This is a genomic window from Streptomyces sp. NPDC005374, from assembly GCF_042872225.1.
GTDB lineage: Bacteria > Actinomycetota > Actinomycetes > Streptomycetales > Streptomycetaceae > Streptomyces.
This window is the reverse complement of sequence record NZ_JBIAKA010000003.1, coordinates 517,577-540,615: the sequence shown is the minus strand read 5'-3', so window position 1 is coordinate 540,615 and position 23,039 is coordinate 517,577. Positions and strand designations below refer to the sequence as shown.

Annotated in this window: 16 protein-coding genes; 9 read left to right on the top strand and 7 right to left on the bottom strand. The window is 70.0% G+C overall.

The window, feature by feature from the left end:
* Positions 1-63: 63 nt before the first annotated feature.
* The 3 genes from ACFYRX_RS10715 (at position 64) to ACFYRX_RS10705 (ending at position 4,449) form a co-directional block, all read left to right on the top strand.
* Positions 64-2,097 carry an autotransporter gene (locus tag ACFYRX_RS10715; protein WP_389098228.1) on the top strand — a complete coding sequence of 678 codons (2,034 nt, stop codon included), beginning with the start codon at positions 64-66 and terminating at the stop codon, positions 2,095-2,097.
* A gap of 87 nt (positions 2,098-2,184) precedes the next feature.
* On the top strand, positions 2,185-3,126 hold the full coding sequence (mmuM, locus tag ACFYRX_RS10710) for a homocysteine S-methyltransferase (protein WP_389098014.1): 942 nt from the start codon (positions 2,185-2,187) through the stop codon (positions 3,124-3,126).
* A gap of 267 nt (positions 3,127-3,393) precedes the next feature.
* Positions 3,394-4,449: a LacI family DNA-binding transcriptional regulator gene (locus ACFYRX_RS10705; RefSeq protein ID WP_389098013.1), complete on the top strand. Its 1,056-nt coding sequence runs from the start codon at positions 3,394-3,396 to the stop codon at positions 4,447-4,449.
* Positions 4,450-4,463: 14 nt separating this feature from the next.
* On the opposite strand, the gene ACFYRX_RS10700 is transcribed toward ACFYRX_RS10705, so the two are convergent.
* From ACFYRX_RS10700 to ACFYRX_RS10670, 7 genes are all read right to left on the bottom strand, one after another.
* Positions 4,464-6,071, bottom strand: a complete 1,608-nt coding sequence (locus ACFYRX_RS10700; protein ID WP_389098011.1) for a carboxylesterase/lipase family protein — start codon at positions 6,069-6,071, stop codon at positions 4,464-4,466.
* Between the two features lie 92 nt (positions 6,072-6,163).
* Positions 6,164-7,426 carry an alginate lyase family protein gene (locus ACFYRX_RS10695; RefSeq protein WP_389098009.1) on the bottom strand — a complete coding sequence of 421 codons (1,263 nt, stop codon included), beginning with the start codon at positions 7,424-7,426 and terminating at the stop codon, positions 6,164-6,166.
* A gap of 29 nt (positions 7,427-7,455) precedes the next feature.
* On the bottom strand, positions 7,456-10,806 hold the full coding sequence (locus ACFYRX_RS10690) for an alginate lyase family protein (RefSeq protein ID WP_389098007.1): 3,351 nt from the start codon (positions 10,804-10,806) through the stop codon (positions 7,456-7,458).
* A complete protein-coding gene (locus tag ACFYRX_RS10685; protein WP_389098005.1) occupies positions 10,803-12,338 on the bottom strand; it encodes a glycosyl hydrolase family 28 protein in 1,536 nt (511 codons plus the stop codon). Before ACFYRX_RS10685 ends, ACFYRX_RS10690 begins: the two co-directional genes overlap by 4 nt.
* Positions 12,339-12,373: 35 nt before the next feature.
* Positions 12,374-13,231 carry a carbohydrate ABC transporter permease gene (locus tag ACFYRX_RS10680; protein WP_389098003.1) on the bottom strand — a complete coding sequence of 286 codons (858 nt, stop codon included), beginning with the start codon at positions 13,229-13,231 and terminating at the stop codon, positions 12,374-12,376.
* Positions 13,228-14,229, bottom strand: coding sequence for a carbohydrate ABC transporter permease (locus tag ACFYRX_RS10675; protein WP_389098001.1), 1,002 nt, complete (start codon positions 14,227-14,229; stop codon positions 13,228-13,230). Before ACFYRX_RS10675 ends, ACFYRX_RS10680 begins: the two co-directional genes overlap by 4 nt.
* Positions 14,226-15,575, bottom strand: coding sequence for an extracellular solute-binding protein (locus tag ACFYRX_RS10670; protein WP_389097999.1), 1,350 nt, complete (start codon positions 15,573-15,575; stop codon positions 14,226-14,228). The genes ACFYRX_RS10675 and ACFYRX_RS10670 overlap by 4 nt, the downstream gene beginning before the upstream one ends.
* 281 nt (positions 15,576-15,856) lie before the next feature.
* Here ACFYRX_RS10670 and ACFYRX_RS10665 point away from each other — a divergent pair, with 281 nt between their 5' ends.
* The 6 genes from ACFYRX_RS10665 to ACFYRX_RS10640 all read left to right on the top strand — a co-directional run.
* Positions 15,857-16,870, top strand: a complete 1,014-nt coding sequence (locus tag ACFYRX_RS10665) for a hydroxyacid dehydrogenase (protein WP_389097997.1) — start codon at positions 15,857-15,859, stop codon at positions 16,868-16,870.
* Between the two features lie 545 nt (positions 16,871-17,415).
* Positions 17,416-18,504, top strand: a complete 1,089-nt coding sequence (locus ACFYRX_RS10660) for a LacI family DNA-binding transcriptional regulator (RefSeq protein WP_389097996.1) — start codon at positions 17,416-17,418, stop codon at positions 18,502-18,504.
* Between the two features lie 384 nt (positions 18,505-18,888).
* Complete coding sequence (locus tag ACFYRX_RS10655) at positions 18,889-20,220, top strand: ABC transporter substrate-binding protein (RefSeq protein ID WP_389097994.1); 1,332 nt, start codon at positions 18,889-18,891, stop codon at positions 20,218-20,220.
* A 20-nt stretch (positions 20,221-20,240) separates the two neighbouring features.
* Positions 20,241-21,125: a carbohydrate ABC transporter permease gene (locus ACFYRX_RS10650; RefSeq protein WP_389097992.1), complete on the top strand. Its 885-nt coding sequence runs from the start codon at positions 20,241-20,243 to the stop codon at positions 21,123-21,125.
* The gene (locus ACFYRX_RS10645; protein ID WP_389097990.1) at positions 21,125-22,030 is read left to right on the top strand and encodes a carbohydrate ABC transporter permease; all 906 of its coding nucleotides are present in this window, start codon (positions 21,125-21,127) and stop codon (positions 22,028-22,030) included. The genes ACFYRX_RS10650 and ACFYRX_RS10645 overlap by 1 nt, the downstream gene beginning before the upstream one ends.
* Positions 22,027-23,039, top strand: a 1,013-nt coding sequence (locus tag ACFYRX_RS10640; protein WP_389097988.1) for a family 43 glycosylhydrolase, incomplete at its 3' end; no start/stop codon positions are given. The genes ACFYRX_RS10645 and ACFYRX_RS10640, both read left to right, overlap by 4 nt.

The window sequence follows — 23,039 nt, the reverse complement described above, 5'->3', positions numbered from 1 at the left end:
CATGTGCACACCCATTTCCACAGAACAGCAGCGGCCGCCGGCGCCCTGGCGACGGCCGTCCTCATGGTCTCCGCTCCCCCGGCCACGGCCGCCGGATCCCGGGACGTCACCGCCGACGTGCTCGCGGACCGGGACGTGACGCTGACCGGCGACACCGTCGTCACCGTGCCGGCCGGGACGACGACGTACGACGGGGTGTTCCGCGGCGAGGGCACACTCACCGTGCGCGGCAGCGGCACACTGGTCCTCACCCGGAACAGCGACTTCACGCTCCCGAAGACACGGCAGCGGCAGTCCGTAAGCATCCTGGGCGGCAACCATCCGTACGTCACCACGAGCGCCGCCGACCCGCCCGCGGTCACGGTCGAGCGCGGGGCGACCCTCCAGTACGGCGACGGCGGCACGTCCGGGCTGATCGGCCACTTCCCGTACGGCACCCCGGCGTTCGGACTGAACCAGGACAACATCCGGGTCGACGGCACCCTGCGGCTCTCCCTGAAGAGCGCCTACAACCTGGGCACGGTCAGCGGTTCCGGTCTGATCACCCAGCCGCGCTTCCTGTGGGGCACCTGGGACCTGACCTCCGGCCCGTTCTCCGGCGTCATCGACAACGGCACCCAGGCCAACGCCGGGCGGCCCGAGTTCGCGACCTCGCTGCCCCACGTCCGAAAGGTGCTGAACCAGGGCACCTGGACCGTGGACACCCCGCTGGGCCAGACCGTCACCCTGCGGATGGACTTCTACCAGCGCGAGTACGGCAGCGACATCAACGTCCAGTCCCGGCCGGGCGGCAAGGTGATCCTCACGGGCCAGTACAGCTGGTCGAACCAGGGCGGTGACACCGACCCCTCACTCAGCGACCCCGCCCTGAACTGGACCCCGGCCGCCAGACACGTCAACAAGCGGGGCACCAACATCAAGGGCGCGAACGTCCAGTGGGGCGACGGGACGACCAACCGGATCTTCATGCCGGGCACGGCGGAGACCGTCTACATCAACCTGCTGGCGGCCCGCGAGCGCTCGAAGCTCACCTTCGACTACGACGGTCCCGTGACGCTCGGCGCCCCGATCGGCGGCGGCCGCTTCCACGACACCCTGTCCGCGCCCGGCGCGGGTGACATCGTCATCAAGGGCACCAAGGGCAACGACGTCACCTTCGCCGCCGTCCAGTACTACGACGGCTCCACGACCGTCGAGAAGGGTGCCGTCCTGCGCCTGGGCAGCGGCAGGCCGGGCGGTGACGGCGCCCTCTACACCGAGGGCAGCCGCTACCAGGTCGTGAACGACGGCTCGCTCGTCCTCGACAACACGGGCACGCCCCTGGTCCTGCCCCGGATCAGCGGCAGCGGCTCCCTCACCCAGGCGGGCACGGCGACGACGACCCTGACCGGCGGGGCGATCTCGTACACGGGCACGACGACCGTCAAGAGCGGCACGCTGGCCCTGCGCGGCGGAGCAACTCTCCTTCACAGCAAGGGGATCCGGCTCACCTCCGCGGCCGCACGGCTGGACGCGGGCACGGCGGGCCTGCGGGTGGCCTCCGCACTGTCCGGGAAGGGCACGGTGAAGGGCGCGGTCACCAACGACGGCGTGGTCGTGGGCGGACTCACCGTCTCCGGCGGCTACACACAGCACGCGAAGGGTGAACTGGTCCTGGGGAAAAGCCCGTTGAAGGTCACGGGCCCGGTCGCGCTGGCCGGTGACCTCGACCTCGCCGGCGCGGGCACCGACCCGGCCCGCAGCATCACCGTCCTGGACCACAAGGGCACCGTGAAGACCACGGGCGCCTTCGAGGGCCTGAAGGAGGGCACACGGCTCGAGCTCGCCGACACGACCTACCGGATCACCTACCGGGGAGGCGACGGCAACGACGTCGTACTGACCGCGGTCAAGGCGGGCGCCTCGCCGGGTGCGCGCACCGACACGTCGGCACAGCCGCCGGCGGCGGCACCCCACGCGGCGGGGGCGGAGACCGAGGGGCTGGGGTGGTGGCCGTACGTGCTGGCCCTCGGGCTGCTGGGAGGCCTGGTGATCCCACCGACGCTCAGGGGACGCGGCAGGCGCCGCGGGGGCGGACGGCACGCGGCGCAGGGCTGACACAGGGCGGGGTCCCGCATGACGGGCAGGATGTTCGCGCTCCGGACACATGCGGCCGACTCGCCTCCCGTCGACTAGCGTCGAGGCATGACCAGCGACATCCCGGAAACCCTCGCCGTCCCCTCCGTCCCCCTCGCCGAGGCCCTCGCGGCCGGACCGGTCGTCCTCGACGGCGGTATGTCCAACCAGCTGGAGTCCGCCGGGCACGACCTGAGCGACGAGCTCTGGTCGGCGCGGCTGCTCGCCCAGCGGCCCGAGGCGATCACCGAGGCGCATCTCGCGTACTACGAGGCGGGCGCGGACGTGGCGATCACGTCCAGTTACCAGGCCACCTTCGAGGGCTTCGCCAAGCGCGGGATCGAGCGGGAGAGGGCAGCCGAACTGCTCGCTCTCAGCGTCGGGTTGGCGCGCGACGCGGCCCGGCAGGCGCGGGCGAAAGGGGTCCGGCGGCCGCTGTACGTGGCCGCCTCGGTCGGCCCGTACGGCGCGATGCTGGCGGACGGCTCGGAGTACCGGGGACGGTACGGCCTGAGCGTGGCCGAGCTCGAGGCCTTCCACCGGCCCCGCCTGGAGGTCCTGGCGGCGGCCGGGCCCGACGTCCTGGCACTGGAGACCGTCCCGGACAGCGACGAGGCCGAGGCGCTGCTGCGGGCGGTCCGTGGCCTCGGCGTTCCCGCCTGGCTCTCCTACTCCGTCGCGGGCGACCGCACCCGGGCCGGCCAGCCGCTGGAGGAGGCCTTCGCCCCGGCCGCCGACGCGGACGAGGTCATCGCGGTCGGCGTCAACTGCTGCGTCCCCGAGGACGTGCCCGCCGCGATCGAGACCGCCGCCCGCGTCACCGGCAAGCCGGTCGTCGTCTACCCCAACAGCGGCGAGTCCTGGAACGCGGGGGCGCGCCGCTGGGAGGGCCGTTCGTCGTTCTCCGCGGAGGAGGTCACGGGGTGGCGGACGTCGGGAGCGCGGCTGATCGGTGGGTGCTGCCGGGTGGGACCGGAGGCGATCTCGGGCATCGCGGGGGCGCTGCGCTAGCGTTGGCCGGGCGCCTTTTCGCCGTCGGGGTTCTGTTGTTTTGCGGCTGTGGGCTTCGTCGTGGTTGCTGGCGCAGTTCCCCGCGCCCCTAGGGCACTGCGCCAGCGGTCTTGCGGCTGCGGGCTTCGTCGTGGTTGCTCGCGCAGTTCCCCGCGCCCCTAAGGGGGCTGCGCGCCCCTTAACCTTGTCGGTGTCGCCCTGCTAGCCTCCGGTCGGGAACCGGTTTCCATCGGTGTTGCCGCTGTTCCCGAGGGGGAAGGGCGAGGGATGACCAGGAAGAGCCAGGACGCCGGCCGGAGCACCATCCGGGATGTGGCGGCGCGGGCCGGGGTGTCCGCGTCGACCGTGTCGCGGGTGCTGGGCGGGGTGTATCCGGTGAGCGCGGCGACACGTACGAGCGTGATGCGGGCCGTGCGCGAGATGGACTACGTCGCCGACGCGCGCGCGAAGGCGATCGCGGGTGTCGGCACCCCCACGCTCGCGTTCGTCCTGGAGGACATCACCGGGCCGTCGTTCGCCCTGATGGCGCACGGTGTGGAGCGCGAGGCGACCCGGCTCGGCCATCTGTGCCTGGTGTGCAGCACGGAGGGCGACGTCGAGCACGAACTGGAGTTCGTGGAGATGATGCGGGCCCAGCGCGCCGCCGCCGTGATCCTGGTGGGCGGCGCCGCCGACACCGTCGAATACCGTGCGCGGACCCGCCGGATGGCCGACTCGCTGGCGTCGGCGGGGTCCCGGCTGGTGCTGTGCGGCAGACCGCCGCTCGGTCCCGGGGCGCCGGTCTCGGTCATCGAGTACGACAACGAGGGCGGCGCCTACGCCCTGGTCGCCCACGTGTTGTCCCAGGGCCACCGGCGGATCCTGTTCCTCGGCGGCCGGGCCGACCACACCACCGCACAGGGCCGTGAGCGCGGCTATCTCGCCGCCCACCGCGCCCGCGGCACGGACCCCGACCCCGCGCTGGTCCTGAACGGCGACTTCACCCGCGACTCCGGCCACCGCCTGATGCGCCGCGCGCTGAAGGAGGGCCTGGACTTCACGGCCGTGGTCGCCGCGACGGACATGGTCGCGGCCGGCGCCCTGACCGCCCTGCACGAGGCCGGCCTCGACGTGCCCGGGGACGTCTCCCTCGCCGGGTACGACGACATCCCCTTCGCCCGCGACCTCCACCCGGCGCTCACGACGGTCCACGTCCCCTACGAGGAACTGGGCCGTCTCGCCGTACGCACCGCGCTCGGCCGCACGGCGGAGGATCCCGCCGAGCATCTTCTGCTGGGCACCCATGTGGTGGTCCGGGACTCGGTCAGGGCGGTCGGCACCTGAGACCCGGGCGGTGCTCAGCGCCGCCTGGCCAGCCCCGAGCGCCGCAGTCGCCGTACCACCGACCGCAGTTCCGCCGTCCGGGCGGGCCAGCCCTCCGCCGGTTCCGAGACGGGGACCGTCTCCGGTGTCGTCGTATCGGCCGTCCACACCGCGAAATCGCCGTCCCGAGGGCCGGACGTGATATAGGGGTCGCCCTTGCCGAAGATCTGGACCGGGTGGGTGGCGTTCCAGGGCTGCCAGCCCGGGTCGCCGTCGGTGGCGAAGCGGACCCACGCGCCGTGCATGGCGTCGCCGAGTTCGGTCGGGGCGCCGTCGCCCGCGAGCTTGGCCGACTCCGGGGTGTCGCCGGTGTCGAAGACGAAACCCAGTTCGAGGGCGTGGCAGGCGCCGAGGTCCGGGAGGTTGGAGGGCCAGGCGAACTCGTAGACGTACGAGGTGCCCGGGCGGGCCTCGGCGAGGCGGTGCAGGGGGATGCGCAGCAGGTGGTCGGTAACCATCTGGCCGACGAGATCGGCCGTGCCGGACTCGGGGTGCAGGGCGCGGTAGCCGCGCACCACCTCGGAGCCGCAGTGGCAGCGGGCCATGGCCCCCGCGAGGGCGACAGGGCCGAGCCGGTCGACGCGCTCCAGGAGCCCGCCGGGAACGACCCAGAGGCGGTACTCGTCGCTGGTCCAGCCCAGCATGAGGTCCACGTCCTTGCCCGCCTCGCCCGCGACCAGCGCCTCCAGGGGGTCGCGGGGTACGAGGTCGCCGTCGACCACGATCCCGAAGGCGGGGCCGCCGAGGACCGGGCTGCTCAGCCTGCCCACCTCGGCCTGGGTGCGCAGCAGCAGCTCCCGGTCGACGTCGGCGAAGGCCGCGGCGGTGGCGGGGATCTTCAGGCGGGTGGCCATCCGGCGCACCATCCGCCGTACCTTGTCGCGGTCGCTCGCCTCGGGCGGACCGCTCTGCAGGACCGCCCGCCGGAACAGGCCCTGGGCCTGCGGGGCGGCAAGCAGGGCGCCGATGCTGATCGCGCCGGCCGACTGCCCCGCCAGGGTGATGCGGCCGGGGTCGCCGCCGAACGCCCCGATCGTCTCGTGGACCCAGCGCAGGGCGGCGAGCTGGTCGCGCAGGCCGGGGTTGGCGGGGGTGTCCGGGAAGAGGCCGAAGCCCTCCACGCCGAGGCGGTAGTTGACCGAGACGAACACGACGCCGTCGCGGGCGAAGGCATGCCCGTCGTACACGGGCACCGCGGACGATCCCCGGGTCAGGGCGCCGCCGTGGATCCACACCAGGACCGGGAGGCGGGCGCCGGGCCCGGGTTCCGGTGTCCACACGTTGAGATTGAGGCAGTCGTCGCCCGGGACGACCGGGTCGGACAGGTACTGCGCGAAGGCGTCGGAGTACGGCGGTTTCGGCGCCGTGGGCCCGAAGGCCGCCGCGTCTCGGACGCCGTCCCAGGGCTCGGGGGGCTCCGGAGGCCGGAAGCGGCGGGGCCCGAAGGGGGGTGCCGCGTACGGGATGCCTCGGAACACGGCCACGCCCCGTTCGTACCGGCCGCGGACCGCTCCGTGCGGCGTCCGCGCCACGGGGTCCCCGTCGGGCGCCTCGGCCATGGGGTTCGCCTGGTCTGCCGTCATCCGCCCACCAGCCCTTCGCCGTGCTCGTGCACCGGTATCACCAGAGCACCACAGTCGCCGCCGGTATTCCGGTGCACGAGCACGCTTCAGGGCTATTTGGCGTACATCAGAGTGCCGAAGCCCAGCTGGTCGAAGCCGCCGCTGGTGGTGCCGTAGTCACCGCCGCCGCCCTCGGGGGCGACCAGGTCGTAGTACATCTGCGAGATGTACTTGTCGTCGAGGCCGAGGCGCCGGTTGTAGTGGAAGTGGAGCATCGCCCAGACGGGGCGGACCTGGCCGCGGGAGGCGGAGGAGACGACCGTCTGGGACGAGGCGGCGCAGTTCTGTCCGGTGCCCCAGTTGTAGGTGGTGAAGGGGACGTCCTGGCCGAGGTTGTACTTCGCGACGTACTGGGCGGCCTTCATGAAGCGGCGGCTGTCGTACGAGTAGAGGTCGTCGCCCTGGTTCCAGGCCATCTCGCAGACGGCGCCCATCTGGCCCATGCCCATCACGGTGTGGCCCTGGTCGCGGCCCGACTCCTGCCACTGGCCCAGCGCGTAGCCGGCGGAGTCGGTGTACAGGTAGGGCACGGCGTGAGCAAGGGAGCCGTTGCCCGCGCCGGACTTGAAGTAGGTGACGGCCTGGTCGTACTTGGTGCCGTCCTCGTTGAGGATGCCGATGGCGAGGATCGAGGCCATGTTGCACAGGTCCCAGTTGGCCCAGTAGTTGGTGATGCAGGCGTCGTTGTGGTTGGTCAGGAAGCTGTTGTTGAGCGGGTAGAAGACCTTGGCCAGCATCTCCTGGGCGGCGGCGAGGTCGAAGCCGCTGTAGCCGCGCATGAGTTCGCAGGCGTTGGCGAACTCCCAGCCGTAGATCCCGGCGGCGAGGAACCGGTCGGCGTTGCCGGTGACCGAAGTCAGCGTCGTGGACCACGCGTTGAGGATCCTCGCGGCGCATGCTGCGTTGGCCTCGGTGCCGCCGACCTGCCAGCGCAGGGCGTTCTGGTAGGCGGCCGCGATGTCGTTGAAGAGCAGGGAGTAGTTCTCGCCGGTGCCGCCGCGGATGACGGTGGCCGTGGCCCGGCTGGTCCAGGTGGACTGGGAGTGGGAGTTGGCGACCAGTTTGTTCCAGCCGGACAGCCAGGGGTCGGTGCCCGCGGCGACCCTGACCTTGGCGCGGTTGATGTCTCCGGCGTTGTGCAGCATGCCGGGGTGGGTCCAGGTGGAGGGTGCCGCGTTGGCGGTGCTCGCCATGCCGGTGGCGAGGGTGCCGCCGCCCAGGGCGAGGGCGGCGCCGAGACCGCCCGCGGTCCTGAACAGACCGCGGCGGCTCAACTCGGCTTGCTGGGGATGCTGGTGGGGGGATGTGCGGCTCATGCTGTGCATCTCCGTTCCGTGGGGGGGAATCAGATGGGAGTGATGCTCACCTCGTCGAAGGTGGAGGTGACGAGGGTCAGCGGGCTGCGTGAGCAGGCCACCAGCCCCACGTGGCAGGGGGCGTCACCGAAGCCGGGGATCTCGCCGGAGGCGAGGTCGGTCCAGGTGGCGCCGTCGTCGGTGGACAGGGCTGCGGTGAAGGCGGTCCCGGTGCGCTTCAGCCGCAGGAGTGCGGGGAGTTGAGTGGCTCCGTTGCCGGTGAAGGCGGAGGCTCCGGCGACGGTCTTGCGCAGCATGAGCTGCGCGGTGCTGCCGCCGCTGACGATGACCCCGGCCGCCTGGTCGAACGGCGACAGCGACTTGGCCATCAGCAGGCCGACCCGGTCGACGGTGGCACCGGTCCGGGAGACGAGCCGGGCGGTGACCTGGCAGTCGCCGCTGACGGGCTGCCGTACGAACTGCCCAGTCATGCCCTGGTTGTTGACGGTCAGGTCCACGCCCGCGCCCCGCACCACGAAGGTCCCGTCCTCGTGGGTGGTGCTGCCGGGGGTGAGGATCGCGGCCACGCCCAGGGTGCCGAAGGCGCGGTCGTCGAGGACCACGTCACCGAGGTCGCCGTAGGTCCAGGGGGTCGGCGGCGGTGTGCCGACCGTGAGGGTGAGGGTTGCGGTGGAGTCGCCGGCCGCGTTGCCCGCGGTGGTGGTGACGGTGAACTCGCCGGTCTCGCGGGGCGTTCCGTGGATCAGGCCGGTGCGCTTGTCGACGCGCAGGCCGTCGGGCAGTCCGGTGGCGGCGAACCGAACGGGCTCGTGGGAGGCTCGAAGGACGTGCCGGAAGTCGACACCCTTGTTCGCGAACGCCGTTGCGGAGGAGGTGAGTTCGGGGACGGACGGGGTCGGCATCACGGCGGAGGCCGGCGCCGAGAGCGGGCCGCAACCGGCCGCGTTCGTCTTCGCCACGGCGTAGTGGTACGCCACCCCGGGCGTGCCCGTCGCGTCCGCGTACCGGATACGGGCGCCGGACCCGACCGGGCCGATACCGGTCGCGAGGGTGACGTACCGGCCGTCGGGGTGCGTGGCCCGCAGGACCTTGTAGCGGGCGGAGAGGTCGGGGTCGGTCCAGGCCAGTTCGACGGCGTCGGCACCAGCACTCGCCCGCAGGTCACCCACGGCGCGGACGGGCTCCGGCACGGACCAGATCTCGTCGCCGTGTGCGGAGGTCACGGTGATGTTGTCGAAGGCGCCGGTGCCGGTCTCGGCGTAGTCCGCGTCGACGCCGAGGCAGGAGGTGAGGAGGAGACCCGCGTACGCGGTGTGCCCCAACTCGACGTCGGTGGAGCCGACTTCGGTCCAGCGGATGCCGTCCGGCGAGATGGCCCCGGTGCAGCGGCGGCCCTTGCGGGTCACCCGCACCCAGTAGGGCGTACGCAGCCGGTAGCCGTCGCCGGCGCCCTCGACGTACGGAGCCTCGAGCGGGGTCGCCGACTCGGGCAGGGTGCCAAGGCTGGAGATCGGGAAGGCGGCGCCGGTGGTGATGGCCGTCTGCTGCGCGGGCGGTACCGGTGTGCTGCCGGTCGCGGAGACGTCGGCCCCGCGGGAGGGCCGTACGGTCCACACCCCGCTCCAGGTGTGCAGCGGCAGCCCCTGGACGACCATGGCCGCGTGGGCCGCATCCGCGTCGAGGGAGGCCCTCAGGCTGACGCCGATCTTGGAGTACTGCGAGCTCAGCGGCCACACGATCCGGGCGGTGACCGTGCCGTCGCCGTGCAGCGGGAGATGGACGAGCTGGTGGGTGTCGGCGGTGCCGGACGCCTCAAGCACGAACCGCTCGCCGTCGAAGACGGCCGCACCGGGGATCCTCACGTCCCCGATGTCCTGGGTCGACCAGGGGCCGGGAAGACCGGCGGTCGCGGACGCCGATGGCGAATCACCGTTGTGGCCCTGGGAGTTGGTGGCGCTGACGGTGTAGTGGTACGTCCGTCCGGCGCGTACCCGACGGTCCGTGTACGTCGGCTCGACGAGGCCGGTGGCGATCTGCTCGTACGGCCCCTCGATGCGTGAGGCGCGGCTGACGGTGTAGCCGGCGGCCCACGTGGACGGCAGCCACCTCACAGTGACCGACGTGGAATCTCCCGCCGCGGTGACCCCCGCGGGGGCCGTCGGCACGGTCTCCGAGGGTGCCGTGGCCCCCGCGTAGGTGAAGGTCCCCCAGCTGGGCAGGTCGTCGTTGCTGCCCTCGACGACCCGGGCGCCGCCGGTGCCTCGGAAGACGGCCGCCTCGGTGTACGGGATGTCGAGGCCGCGGACGCCGGCGTAGTGGGCGTAGGCCATCTCGTAGATCGGGGGCAGGGTGCCGCGGCCGGTCGCGGAGACGGTCGTCTTGATGTACTTGCCGGTGCGGTCGAGGTCGGGGGTGAAGGGGACGTCACCGCCGAGGTTGTAGCGGGCCGTGTACTCGAAGTTGGCGAGGATCCGGTTGTCGTCGTGGCCCCACAGGTCGACGCCCTGGTTCCAGGCGACCTGGGCGATGTCCCCGGTCAGACCGACCGCGAGCTGTTCGTGGCCCTGGTCGCGGCCGGCCTCCTGGCCCTGCCCGGCGTCGGTGACGATCCGGTGGGCGATGGAGCCGTTTCCGGCGCCGGCGGCGGCGAAGCGCAGGGCGTCCTCGAAGAGGGTGGGCTCCTCGCAGAACACGCCGATCGCCAGGATGGTCTGCATGGCCGTCAGGTCCCAGTTGCCGTTGGCGTAGAGCATGTAGCCGGACACCGCCGGATACCAGACGTCCAGGAAGGACCGCTCGCAGCGGGCGATGTCCGCGGCCGCCCAGCCGTCGTAGCCGGTGTGGCGCAGCAGTTCGGCCGCGTTGACGAACTTGAAGGCCTGCAGGCCCGCGCCGAGGGGGCCGTCGGCGCCCGTGATCATGGTCAGGGAGGCGGACCAGGCGTTGAGGAGGTCACGGGCCTTGTCGGCGTTGGCACGGTCGCCGGTGACGGCCCACATCAGGGCGTTCTGGTAGGCGGCGGCCGAGTCGGCGACGGCCTGGTTCTGGAAGTTGGTGGGGCCACGGCCCCAGGAGGTGATCTGCCCCGTGTTCTGGATGGCGTACGTCGACTTCGAGCGGGCGTGGGCCGCGAACGCGACATAGCCATCGTAGACCGGGGACTGCCGGGCCGCGATCGCGGCCTTCATGCGGGCGAGGTCGTCGGTGGTGTGCAGGAGGCCGGGGTGGGCGAAGACCCTGGTGCTCCCACGGCCGGCCGCCCGGGCGGTGCCGGGTGCGAGCAGACCGCTCGCGCTCGCCACCAGCAGCAGGGCGGCGGTCCCGCCGAGGAAGGTGCGGCGGCTCGGGGCGAGATGGGCTCTCGCGGGGCTGGTGCTCATGACGCGGCGGCCGCCTCGGCCTCGGCTGTGGTGAGGAACTTCAGGTTCAGCACATGCTCGTTGGTGTGCATCGGGATGGTGTCGGTGGTGAGGTACCAGCCCGGCTTCTTCATCGAGTCGGCGATCACCGTGCCGTTGACGACGAGGTTCTCGAACGTGACGTCCTTGATGGCGTGCTTGGCGTCGTAGCCGAGCAGCAGGCAGGTGGCGAGCGGCTTGCCCGTGTAGGAGAGGTTCTTGACGTACACGTTCTGGATGCCGCGGCCGACCGAGGTGTTGTACTTCGTGTTGTACATGACCCGCATGTGGATGAGCTGGCCCCAGCGGAAGTCCTCGACGCGGACGTCGTCGACCTTCACGTTCTTGATCAGGTTGCTGTCGCCGGGGTTGAGGGCGATGCAGCCCTGGTAGCCCATCTGGGGCTCGCGGTGGTCCAGGATGTCGAGGTTCTTGAAGGTGAGGTTCTTGAGGACCTCGGGGTTGTCGCTGTTGCCGTGCGTGCCGACGTTGACGGGGTGGGCTACGTCCGCCCAGAGGGTGGAGTTGCGGACGGTGATGTTCGTGGTGTCGCCGTAGTAGTCCCAGCGGTGGGTGTAGATGGCGATGCAGTCGTCGGAGTTGCGCATGAAGACGCCGTCGATGACGACGTTGCTGCTGCAGAAGACGTCGATGCCGTCGCCCCAGCCCTTGGAGCTGAAGGAGCCGAGTCCCTTGATGGTGACGCCGGTCGCCTCGCCCAACTGGACGGCGTAACCGTTGGGGTTGAGGACGGTGACGGCGCCGATGGAGATGTTCCGTGAGCTCTCCACAAGGGCTCCGCCGCCCGCGGTCCCGGCGAGCACTCCGCGGCCGGCGATCCCTGCGTGCTCCACGTTCCGGAAGATCACGGTGGCCTTGAGGACGGCGCCGCCGTCGAGGTACACGGTCTTGCCGGAGGGGACGAGCAGGGTGCCGTCGGCGGTGGTGTGGACGCCGGGGCCGTAGTAGAGGACGTTCGGGTCGTCCTGCGCGGGCTTCTTCTTCTCGACGGCGCGGGCGAACAGGTGGAGGCAGTCGAAGATGTCGTCGTTGATCTGGACGACGACGTTGCGCGGCTGGTCGAGCGTGAACCGCAGGGTGTCGCCGAGGAGTTCGGGCGTGATGCCGTACGAGTCCGGGCGCACCCGGGCCTTGGTGGTGCCGCCCTTGAGGTAGGTGACCTCGATCTCGACGGAGCCCTGGAAGTCGAAGTACGCCAGCGAGGAGTTGTAGATCTTGCTCGACCCGGTGGTGGGGTTGATCTCGCCCAGCTGGGGCCGCCAGATGTCCAGGGTCTGCCACTCCCCGTCGGGGGCGGTGCGGACCCGCACCTTGAAACTGGTGTTGGTCGGCATCGTGGCCGGGCGGGGGTAGGTCACCAGCTTCGGCGCGGCGGCGGCAGTGGTGGTGTCGTCGGCCCGGGCCGCGGTGGCCGTGAGGCCGGTCAGGCCCGCGGCGAGCGCGGTGGCACCGGCCGCCTGGAGGGCGCTTCTGCGGGACAGCGGCGTGGTCATGGGGAACTCCTTGAGAACAGGGGAAGCGGATCGGGCTACTTGAGGCCGCTGGTGGCCATGCCGGCGACGAAGCCGCGCTGGGCGATCAGGAAGATCAGCAGGATCGGGACGACGTACATCACCGAGGCCGCGGCCTGGAGGTTGGTGACGGGAGTACCGGCGTCGGTGACGTAGGTGGACATGACGGCGACCGCGAGGGTGGTGCGGTCCGTGGACAGCAGGAGCTGCGGGGCGATGTAGTCGCCCCAGGACCAGGTGAAGGCGATCACGAAGCTCGCGGAGAGGACCGGCCAGGACTGCGGGAGGAAGATCCGCCAGAAGATGCCCGTCCAGCCGCAGCCGTCGACGATCGCCGCCTCCTCCAGCTCCCGGGGCAGACCGGCGAAGAACTGCCGGAAGAGGAAGACCAGATAGGGGGCGGCCGCCAGGCCCCACAGCACCCAGGGCCAGTACGTGTCGACCATGCCCAGCTTGGCGAAGATCAGGTAGGTCGGCAGCAGGGTGATCATCTGGGGGAGCATCATCGAGCCGATCAGGATCCCGAACAGCGTCTTCCTGCCGGGGGCTTCGAGGCGGGCGAAGCCGAAGCCGACCCAGGCGGAGCTGAGGGTGACGAGGGTGGCGTAGATGAGGGAGATGATCAGGGAGTTGCGGGCGTAGCCGAGGAAGTCGATGACATTGAAGGCGTCGGCGAAGTTGTGCCACTGGATGTGGGTGGGCAGCCAGTGCACGGGCGAGGCGGCGAGTTCGGCCGGGGTCTTCAGGCCGGAGACGACCAGCCAGCCGAACGGGCCGAGGAACAGTCCGGTGATCGCGACGAGGACCGTGTACAGGACGAGCCGGTTGACGCGGATCCGGGGCGCCGGTGCCGGGGTCGGGCTGGTGGCCGTCACTTCTTCGCCTCCGGGTCGACGTTGTAGAACACCACGCCGGACGTGGCCTTGAAGATCAGTGCGGTCGCGAGAAGGATCAGGACGAAGAGCACCCACAGCAGCGCGGAGGCGTAGCCGTAGCGGCCGAACGCGAAGTACTCCGCGAACACATGCATCATGTAGAGGTAGTTGGACTGCGGGAGTGCGGTGATGCCGGCCGGGGTGGGGTCGGGGGCCAGCAGCAGCGGCATGATCGTCTGCACCGAGGCGATGACCCCGGTCACGGTCTGGAAGAGCAGTACCGGCGACAGCAGCGGCACCGTGACGCTGCGGAAGCTCCGCCAGGCGCCCGCGCCGTCGAGACGTGCCGCTTCGAGGAGTTCGCGGGGGATGTCCTGGAGCCCGGCCAGCGAGATGATCATGATGTTTCCGGCCGTCCAGAGCACCGTCATGATCAGCACGTAACGGGCGTAGGGGTCGGCGAGCCAGCCGAGGGCGTCGATGCCGAAGAGGTTCAACACCCCGTTGGCGGCACCCGAGTTCTGGTCGAAGAGCTGCTTGAACGCGATGCCCGCGCCCACTGGCGGCACCACCGCCGGCAGATAGAGCAGGGTGCGGAACAGCCCCCGCGCCCTGAGCGGCCGGTTGACCAGGACGGCCAGTCCGAGTCCGGCGATTATCGACAACGGCACCGAGGTGATCGCGAACAGGCCGGTGCGGCCCAGGGAGTCCCAGGTCTGGGAGTCGGCGAACAGCTCGCGGTAGTTGCCGAGCCCGACGTAGTGCCAGTTGGGCGAGATGCCGTCGAACGTGGTGAAACTGAGCCACAGTGCGTACGCCATCGGCGCGATGGTCAGCAGCACGAAGCCGATGATCCAGGGCGAGGCGAACATGTAGAACGCGCGGTGTCTGCGCGCCACGATCGAGGTCCGCCCCGGGGGCCGCCGGTTCCGGCGGGTGGCCTGCGCAGGGCGGTCGCGCTCCGTGGCCGAAGCCGTGGTCATCTGATCGACCGTCATCCCACCTGCTCCTTACCGCGCTTGAGCTGGTCGTTCATGGCCGAGTTCAGACGGCCGGCGAGGGTGTCGACGGACATGGCGCCGTTCATGGCGGCCGGGGCGATCTGGTTGAAGATGCCGAGGAGCGCGTCCGCGGTGGCGTACGGCGTGAAGCCGATCACCGAGAAGTGCTTCAGCTCCTCGTCCTGTACCTTCAACGCCCTTTTTTGGTAGCTCTCCTGAGCGGGCATCAGGGAACGCAGGGACTTCAGGGTCGGGATGCCCCAGCCACCCGCGGCGCGCGCCTTGGCCGGTGCCTCGCCGAAGAACCACTCGAAGATCCGCCAGGCGGCGTCCTTGTTGTGGGACTTGGCGGGGATCCAGAAGCCGGTACCGGCCTGGCAGGGGCTGACCCGCCGGCCGCCCTCGAAGTAGGGGGCCGGGGCCAGCCTGGACAGCGGTGCCAGCTTCTTGTCGGTGTCGATCAGACCGCCGAGCCAGTAGCCGGAGTTCGACATGGCCATCCGGTTCGCCTGGAAGGTGGGGCCGTCCCAGGTGTTGGGGTCGGGCTGGATGATGCTCGGCCCGACCTTGGTCCGGCAGTAGTCGATGTACCAGCCGAGCGCCTTGCGGGCCTCGGGAGTGGTGAAGTCGACCCGGGAGTAGTCGTCGGAGAAAAGGTTCCCGCCGGCGGACACCGTGAGGCCGGCCAGCATGTTGGGCGTGGCCACGCCGTTGTAGCTGCCGCCGAAGACGGTGGTCTGTCCGTTCTTGCGCCGGGTGAGCCGCTTGGCCTTCTCCAGCCACTCCTCGAACGTGACCGGCTCCAGCTCCGGCGGGTGGTCGACGGCCGCCCGGTCGAAGAGCGCGGTGTTGTACCAGTACATGGAGTCCTGGGAGAAGTCCTTCGCCATGCCGTAGCGCGGCCCCCTGCCCTGGACGCGTCCGTCGTAGCGCCACAGGTCGTTGACCGGGTCCAGGTCGTCGACCCTGAGGACACCGCTCTTCGCGAAGTACGGGTCCAGGTCCTCCATCACCCCCCGGGCCGCGTAGTACGGGGCGTCCACGGCGCCGAGGCCGCGCACCAGGTCGGGCGGGTTTCCGTTGGTCATCATCGCGATCAGCTTGCTGGTGCTGAACAACACCGTGTCGATCTTGATACCGGTGTCCTTGTGCGCCTGCTTGATGAGGTCCGCGGTGATGTCTCCGGGCTTGGCCATCAGCGTGACGGTCTCACCGGAGCCGCTCACCGCGCCCGACACCCGCATCGCGCATCCGCTCAGCGCTGCCGCCCCCGCCACGGCACCACCTGCGGAGAGGGAGAGAAATCGGCGGCGACTGGGCCCGACACCGGCATGTGGGCGCACGACGCCCCACCTCCTGCTCTGTCCGTTCATGACGAACGCGGCGCCGGTAGACAACCGGTTGCTGCGTTGGGGCAGAGCTTCTTCCCTGTCCGGAAACGGCGTCAAGGGGCTGGGCGAGTTTTCGAAAAGACTGCTTAACCTCCTCGACACGGGCCGGACAGGAAACCGGTTGTCATCCGGCCCGGTTGACCGATTGACCACCCCTCGACGCCGGACCTACGGTAGATCTGTCGTAGAAGACGTTTTCAGAAACTGTTTCCGCCCAGTGTGTCAGGAGTGACATGCCCAGCCCTCAGCCACCCAGGGCCGTGTTCGCCATGGATCCCGTGCACCTCCCCCTGCTCTTCCCACCGCCGCTGATGACCCGGCTGAGCCTGGCGGCGGAGCTCGACCCCGCGCTCGTCGTCCAGGATCTCGGCGACCCCGCCGCGGCTGACGCCCTGGCCAGGGCCGACGTACTGATCACCGGCTGGGGCTGCCCCCGCCTCGACACCGGTCTCCTCGCCGCGGCACCCCAGATGCGCGCCGTCCTGCACGCCGCGGGCTCGGTGCGTTCGCTGGTCGGCGACGCCGTGTGGGAGCGCGGGATCGCCGTCTCCAGCGCGGTCACCGGCAACGCGCTGCCGGTCGCGGAGTACACCCTCGCGATGATCCTGCTGTGTGGGAAGGACGCGTTCGACCACCGCGAGCGGTTCCGTGCCACCCACGTGTATCCGTCTCCCGCCGAGACCGCGGCCACGGGAAACGTGGGGCGGCGGATCGGGGTCATCGGGGCGTCCCGGGTGGGGCGGCGGCTGCTGGAGCTGCTGCGGCCCTTCGACTTCACCGTGCTGCTGCACGATCCGTACGTCAGCGCCGCGGAGGCCGCCGCCCTGGGGGCCGAACTCCTCTCACTGGAGGACCTGTTGCGGCACAGCGACATCGTGTCGCTGCATGCTCCCGACATCCCGGAGACCTACCGGATGCTCGACGCGTCCCGGCTCGGGCTGATCCGGGACGGAGGGGTGCTCATCAACACGTCACGGGGAGCCCTGGTCGACCCCGACGCGCTGACCGACGAGCTGGTCTCCGGACGGCTGCACGCCGTGCTCGACGTCACGGAGCCCGAGCCGCTGCCTGCGGGGTCGCCGCTGTACCGGCTGCCGAACGTGTTCCTGACACCGCACATCGCCGGCTCACTCGGCAACGAACTGGAGCGGCTCGGACGGATCGTCGTCGAGGAACTGGAGCGGCTGGCGGCGGGGACGCCGTTGGCACACGAGGTGCGGCACGCGGACATGGTCCGGGTCGCCTGACCTGGGAGTGTCCGACCTGGACGACGGCTCGGGAGCACCTGACCCGGAGGGACGGCTCGGGAGCACCTGCCCCGGAAGCACCTGACCTGGAGGGACGGCTCGGGAGCACCTGACCTGGGAGGACCGCCTCCGGAGCAACTGACCTGGGAATACCTGACCCGGCAGCACGCGGCCCGGAAGGAGCGACCCGAACGCAGCTGGCATGTGAGCACCTGGCCCGGGAAACCGCCTCGGGAGCACCTGACACGGGAGCACGCGGCCCGGAAGAAGCGACCAGAACGCACCCGACCTGGGAGCACGTGGCCCGGGAAGACCGCCTCGGGAGCACCTGGCCCAGGAGCACTTGGCCCAAGGAGGAGCGCCCCAGAAGCACCTGCCCCGGGAGTACTCGACCCGAAAGGACCGAACTCGGGCGTACCCGGTCCGGGCGGACCGACCCGGGAGCACCCGATCCGGAAGCACCGCAGTAACCATGGGATACGGTTTCCGGACCTTGTTTGCGGGGTTCCGTGCGACCGGGCCTCTACCTTGAAGGAGCCGCAAGGGTGAGTCAGCGCAAGGCGTCCGGTGACGTCGGACGGGCCACCATCAGGGACGTGGCCGAGCGGGCCGGGGTCTCGGTGGCCAGCGTTTCGCGGGTGTTGTCCGGCAACTATCCGGTCTCCGAGGACCTGCGCCGCAAGGTGATGAAGGTCGTGGGCGACCTGGACTACGTCACCAACGCCCACGCCAGGTCGCTCGCCGGGGGCGGTACGCCCACCGTCGCGATCCTCATCAACAACATCACCGGCGCCGCGTTCGCCCACGTGGCCAAGGGTGTCGAGGGCGCCGCCACCCTGCGGGGATGGCTCTCCCTGGTGGGGACCACCGGGGACGACCCCGAGCGCGAACTCGCCCTCGTCAACCTCATGCGTCAGCAGGGCGTCGCGGCCGTGGTGCTGCTCGGCGGCGCCTACGACTACGACGAGTACCAGCTGCGCATGGCCCGGTTCGCGCGCTCCCTGGACGCGGCCGGCTCGCATCTCGTGCTCGTGGGGCGGCCGCCGCTGGAGGGCGACGTGCCCGCGACGACCGTCGACTACGACAACGAGGGCGGGGCCTACGCGATGGCCAGTCACCTGTTGTCGGCCGGGCACCGGAAGGTGCTCGTGCTGCCGGGACACGCCGAACTGACCACTGCCCAAGGCCGGTTGAAGGGCGCCCGGCGGGCCTTCGAGGCGTACGGCGTACCGTTCGAGCCCCGCAGGGTGCGGCACGGACCCTACGACTACGAGCACGGCTACGAGGCGGTGGAGGAATCCCTGCGCGAGGGGCTCGAGTTCACCGCCGTCCTCGCCGGGACCGATGTCGTCGCCGCCGGCGCTATGCAGGCCCTGCGGACGGCCGGGCTGCGGGTGCCCGAGGACGTGTCGATCGTCGGGTACGACGACATCCCGCTCGCGTCCCAGCTCACTCCCCAGCTCACCACCGTCCACGTGCCCTACGAGGAGATGGGGCGGGTGGCCCTGCGTGCCGTCGCCGACCGGCGCGAGGGGGGCGGGGCCCGGCGCAGGGGAGCCGACAGCGACCATCTGGTGCTGGGCACCCATGTCGTCGTACGGAACTCCGTGCGACCGCCCGCGCAACCTCGCTAGCAGTCCGGAAGAGTGATCGTTTCGTAAACGGTTTCCCCCCGGCCGACACGGACCGAAGGAACCGCTCCCACGGGCCGCCCAGCCTGCCGTCCAGGACGCCCACACGCCTCTGAACTGGCAGTACGTCAGACCACTCGCGTCTGCCCTGACGGCGCCCGGACCTAACCCCACGGACAAACCGGCGTAACAAATTGGCGCCTACCTCTTGCTAACCGGCAAGCCCTCGGCCTACCGTCCCAGCAACCGGTTACTACAGCTTCCGCTGGGCCGACCCCCGCAACCGCGAGCCGATGAGACTTCCGGCCGCCGTTTCCGGCCGACACCGGGCCGCCGATCCCCTCTCTCCTCTCCGAGACGCCCTACTTCGCGAAGGAACACGGTCAGATGAACTTCAGCAGCCCCCGGAGAAGGTTCGCCCGCGCCGCCGTTGCGGGACTCGCGCTGTCAGGTCTGCTCTCCGCGTGCGGCGGGTCCGATTCCGGCGACTCGCAGTCGTCGGGCCCCGTCACCCTCCCCTTCTGGGGCTGGGCCAACGGCCAGGACGCCGTCGTCAAGGCGTTCAACGCCTCGCACAAGGACATCCAGCTGAAGTACACCAAGGTCACCGACCAGCTGACCATGCAGAAGCAGCTGACCAACGCGGTCAAGGCGGGCAACGCGCCCTGTCTGGTGCAGAACACCGCCGAGTACGTGACGAGTTGGGTCGCGCAGGGCGCGCTGGCCGACATCACGAAGTACGTCGACGGCGAGAAGAGCAGGTTCAACACCGGTTCCTGGACCAGTGCGCAGGTGCAGGGGAAGATGTACGGGGTGCCGACCAGTTCGTCGCCGAACTTCACGATCTACCGCGCCGATCTCTTCAAGAAGTACGGCATCAAGGCCCCGACGACCTGGGACGAGTTCATCGCCGCGGGCAAGGTGCTGAAGAAGCACGGCATCAAGATCACCAACTATGCCGGTGAGGACCCCAGCACCCTCGAGGTGCTCGCCATGCAGGCCGGGGCGCACTGGTACGCCATCGACGGCAACGCCTGGAAGGTGGACTTCCAGGACGCGGGCACGCTGAAGGCCGCCAAGGTGATCCAGGAGATCGTCGACAACGACCTGAACAGCAAGCTGTCCTTCGCCGACTACGCGGCCGTGCAGCGCAACTACGACAACGGCGGCACCGCGACCCGGCAGATCTCGACCTGGCAGATGGCCGGCATGGTGCAGAACTTCACCAAGTCCTTCGGGGACTGGGCGCTGTCCCCCTGGCCGACCTTCGCCGGCGAGGCCGCCAAGACCCCGGCCGGTACGAACCTGACCGGCAGCGTGACCCTGGTGACCAAGGGCTGCAAGAACCAGGAGCAGGCCGCCCAGGCCGCCTTGTGGATGTCCACGAACACCGGCGCGGTGAAGACCATGGCGAGCCCGACCACCGGCAACGGCGTGATGCCGGCGCTGGCCGACAGCGACTCGTACGTGCCCGAAGCGGTCTCCCAGAAGCTGCTCGGCGACAACTACCAGCCGGCGCAGCAGATCGTGAAGGACAGCCTGAAGACGGTCACCACCGACTGGACCTTCGGGCCCGACTGGACCGCGATGTTCACCGAGATGCAGGCCGGCTGGGCCAAGGTGGTCAGCAAGGAGCAGACGGTGACCCAGCTGCTGGCGCACATGCAGGAGTGGACGGTCGACGACCTGAAGTCCCGCGGCATCAGCGTCAAGGGCTAGAGGCTTAAGGGCTGCTACTGATGATTCGCTCACTGCGCTGGAAGGGTGCCGCCTTCACGGTGCCCTTCCAGCTCGGCTTCGTCTTCCTGTACCTGCTGCCGATCGGGTACGCCGTCTACCAGTCGCTGTACCGGTCGCAGTCCTCCGGGTTGGGCCTGGGTGGGACCACCGACGAGTTCTCAGGGCTCGACAACTACCAACAGGGCCTGTCCGACTCGGCGTTCATGGGTTCCGTACTGCGGGTCGTGCTGTTCGCCTGCGTCCAGATCCCGGTCATGCTGCTCGTCAGCCTGGTCCTCGCACTGCTCCTGGACGCACTGAGCTCCAGGACGGCCGGGCGGTTCCGGCTCCTGCTGCTGGTGCCGTACATGATCCCCGGTGTGGTCGCCGCGATCGTGTGGCTGAACCTGTACAGCCCGGATGTCGGTCCGCTCACCCCGCTCGGCGAGATCTTCGGGTTCTCCTGGAACTTCTTCGCGCCCTCGATGGTGTGGCCGTCCATCGGCAACCTGCTGACCTGGCACGGCATCGGCTACAACATGGTCATCCTGTACTCCGCGCTCCAGGGCGTGCCCCGCGAGCTGTTCGAGGCCGCGCGGCTGGACGGGGCGTCCGAGCTGCGGGTCGCGCGCAGCATCAAGATCCCGTTCGTGCGGGGGGCGTTGGTGCTGACCGGGATGCTCTCCATCATCCAGATGCTGCAGATCTTCAACGAGCCCGCGCTGTTCAGGAACGTCACCCCGCAGACGGTCAGTGACTCCTTCACCCCGATCATGATCATCTACAACCAGGCGTTCAACGCCGGCAACTACCACTACGCGGCGGCCCTTTCGGTGCTGCTCGCCCTGATCCTCGGCGTCGCCTCCTTCCTGTTCTACCGGTTCACCTCGAAGGAGACCGACTGATGGCCCTCACCGAAGAACGCACCAGGAGCTCCCAGGTCCGGCGGCTCAACACACCGGATCCGGCGGCCCGTTCGCGTGGCGGCCAGCGGTTTCTGCTCGTCGGGCTGTCCCTGGCGAGCGTCTACAGCCTCTTTCCGGTGTGGTGGCTGATCGTCGCCTCCACCAAGGACCGCACCGGGCTGTACCAGTCCAACGGGCTGTGGTTCTCGGGCTGGCACCTGTGGGACAACCTGCATCAGGTGTTCACCTACGAGCACGGCATCTTCCTGCGCTGGACGGCGAACTCGCTGCTGTACGCCGGTGTCGGCTCGCTGGGCGGCACGCTGCTCGCGCTCGCCACCGGCTACGGCCTGGCGCGCTTCGACTTCCCGGGCCGCAACGTCGTCTTCGCCTGCGTGGTCGCGTCCTTCCTGATCCCGATCGCGCTGCTCACGCTGCCGCTGTATCTGCTGTTCTCGGAGATCGGCCTGGTCGACACGCCCTGGGCGATGCTGATCCCCTGTCTGATCAACCCGTTCAGCGTGTACCTCGCCAAGGTCTACACCGAGGCCACGATCCCCTTCGAGCTGCTGGAGGCGGCCCGTATCGACGGCGCCGGGGAGCTCAGGATCTTCTTCAGCATCGTGCTGCGGATGATGACCACGGGCGGTGCCACGGTCTTCCTGCTGGCCTTCGTCAACACCTGGAACGCCTTCTTCCTGCCGCTGACCGTGCTGCGTGGCGAGAACAACTGGACGCTCAACATCGGCCTCTACAACTGGTCCGGCAAACGTCTGGAGTCCGGTGTCGACCTCACCAGCCTGGTCCTCACCGGCGCCCTGCTGTCCATCGTCCCGATGGCGATCATGATGGTCGCGATGCGCCGCTACTGGCGTTCCGGAGTCACCCTCGGAGCCCTCAAGTGACCCTGCTGCACAACCCGGTGATCCGCGGCTTCGCCCCCGACCCCTCCATGGTCCGGGTCGGCGACGAGTACTACGTGGCGACCAGCTCCTTCGAGTGGTTCCCGACGATCCCGATCCACCGCTCCCGTGACCTCGCGCACTGGGAGTACGCGGGCCATGTCGAGGGTGCCGTGCCTGGTGACTCCCTGGCCGGCGTCCCCGATTCGGGCGGCATCTGGGCACCCTCCCTGAGCTGGGACGGTGAGCGCTTCTGGGTGGTCTACTCGATCGTCCGGTCGGTGGGAACGCCGTACTTCGACACGGACACCTATGTCTGTACGTCCCCCACTATCGGCTTCGCTCGAGCGGGGGCACCCTCATCGGAGGCGGCCGGCCCGTGGACGGCACCGCGCCGGATCGCGAGCCACGGCTTCGACCCCGCGCTCTTCCACGACGAGGGCCGGCTGTGGCTGCTCAACCTCCAGAACGACCATCGCCCCGACGGGCGGCGCTTCGCCGGGATCGTGCTGACCGAACTCGACCGCGAGACGCTGGCACCCGTGGGTGACACCCACCTGCTGCTCCAGCACGAACGGCTCATCGAGGGGCCGAAGTTGATCCGGCGGGACGGCTGGTACCACCTCGTCCTCGCCGAGGGCGGCACCGGGTTCGAGCACGGGGTGCTGATGGCCCGCAGCCGGGAGATCACCGGCCCTTACGAGCTGGACGACCGGCCCCTGCTGACGTCCCGGGACGATCCCTCACTCCCGCTGCAGAAGGCGGGACACGGCGAACTGGTCCAACTCCCCGACGGCAGCTGGGTGTTGAGCCACCTCACGGCCCGCCCCCTGCACACGCCGAACGGGCCGCGCTGCACGCTCGGCCGGGAGACGGCGATCCAGGCGGTGACGTGGGACGCGGAGGGCTGGCCAAGGATGCGGCACGGGGGTGCGCATCCGGCGGTCGAGGTCGAGGTGGCGACGCAGCCGGGCCGGACCGAGCAACTCCCCTCCCCTGCGCAGGCGTCCGA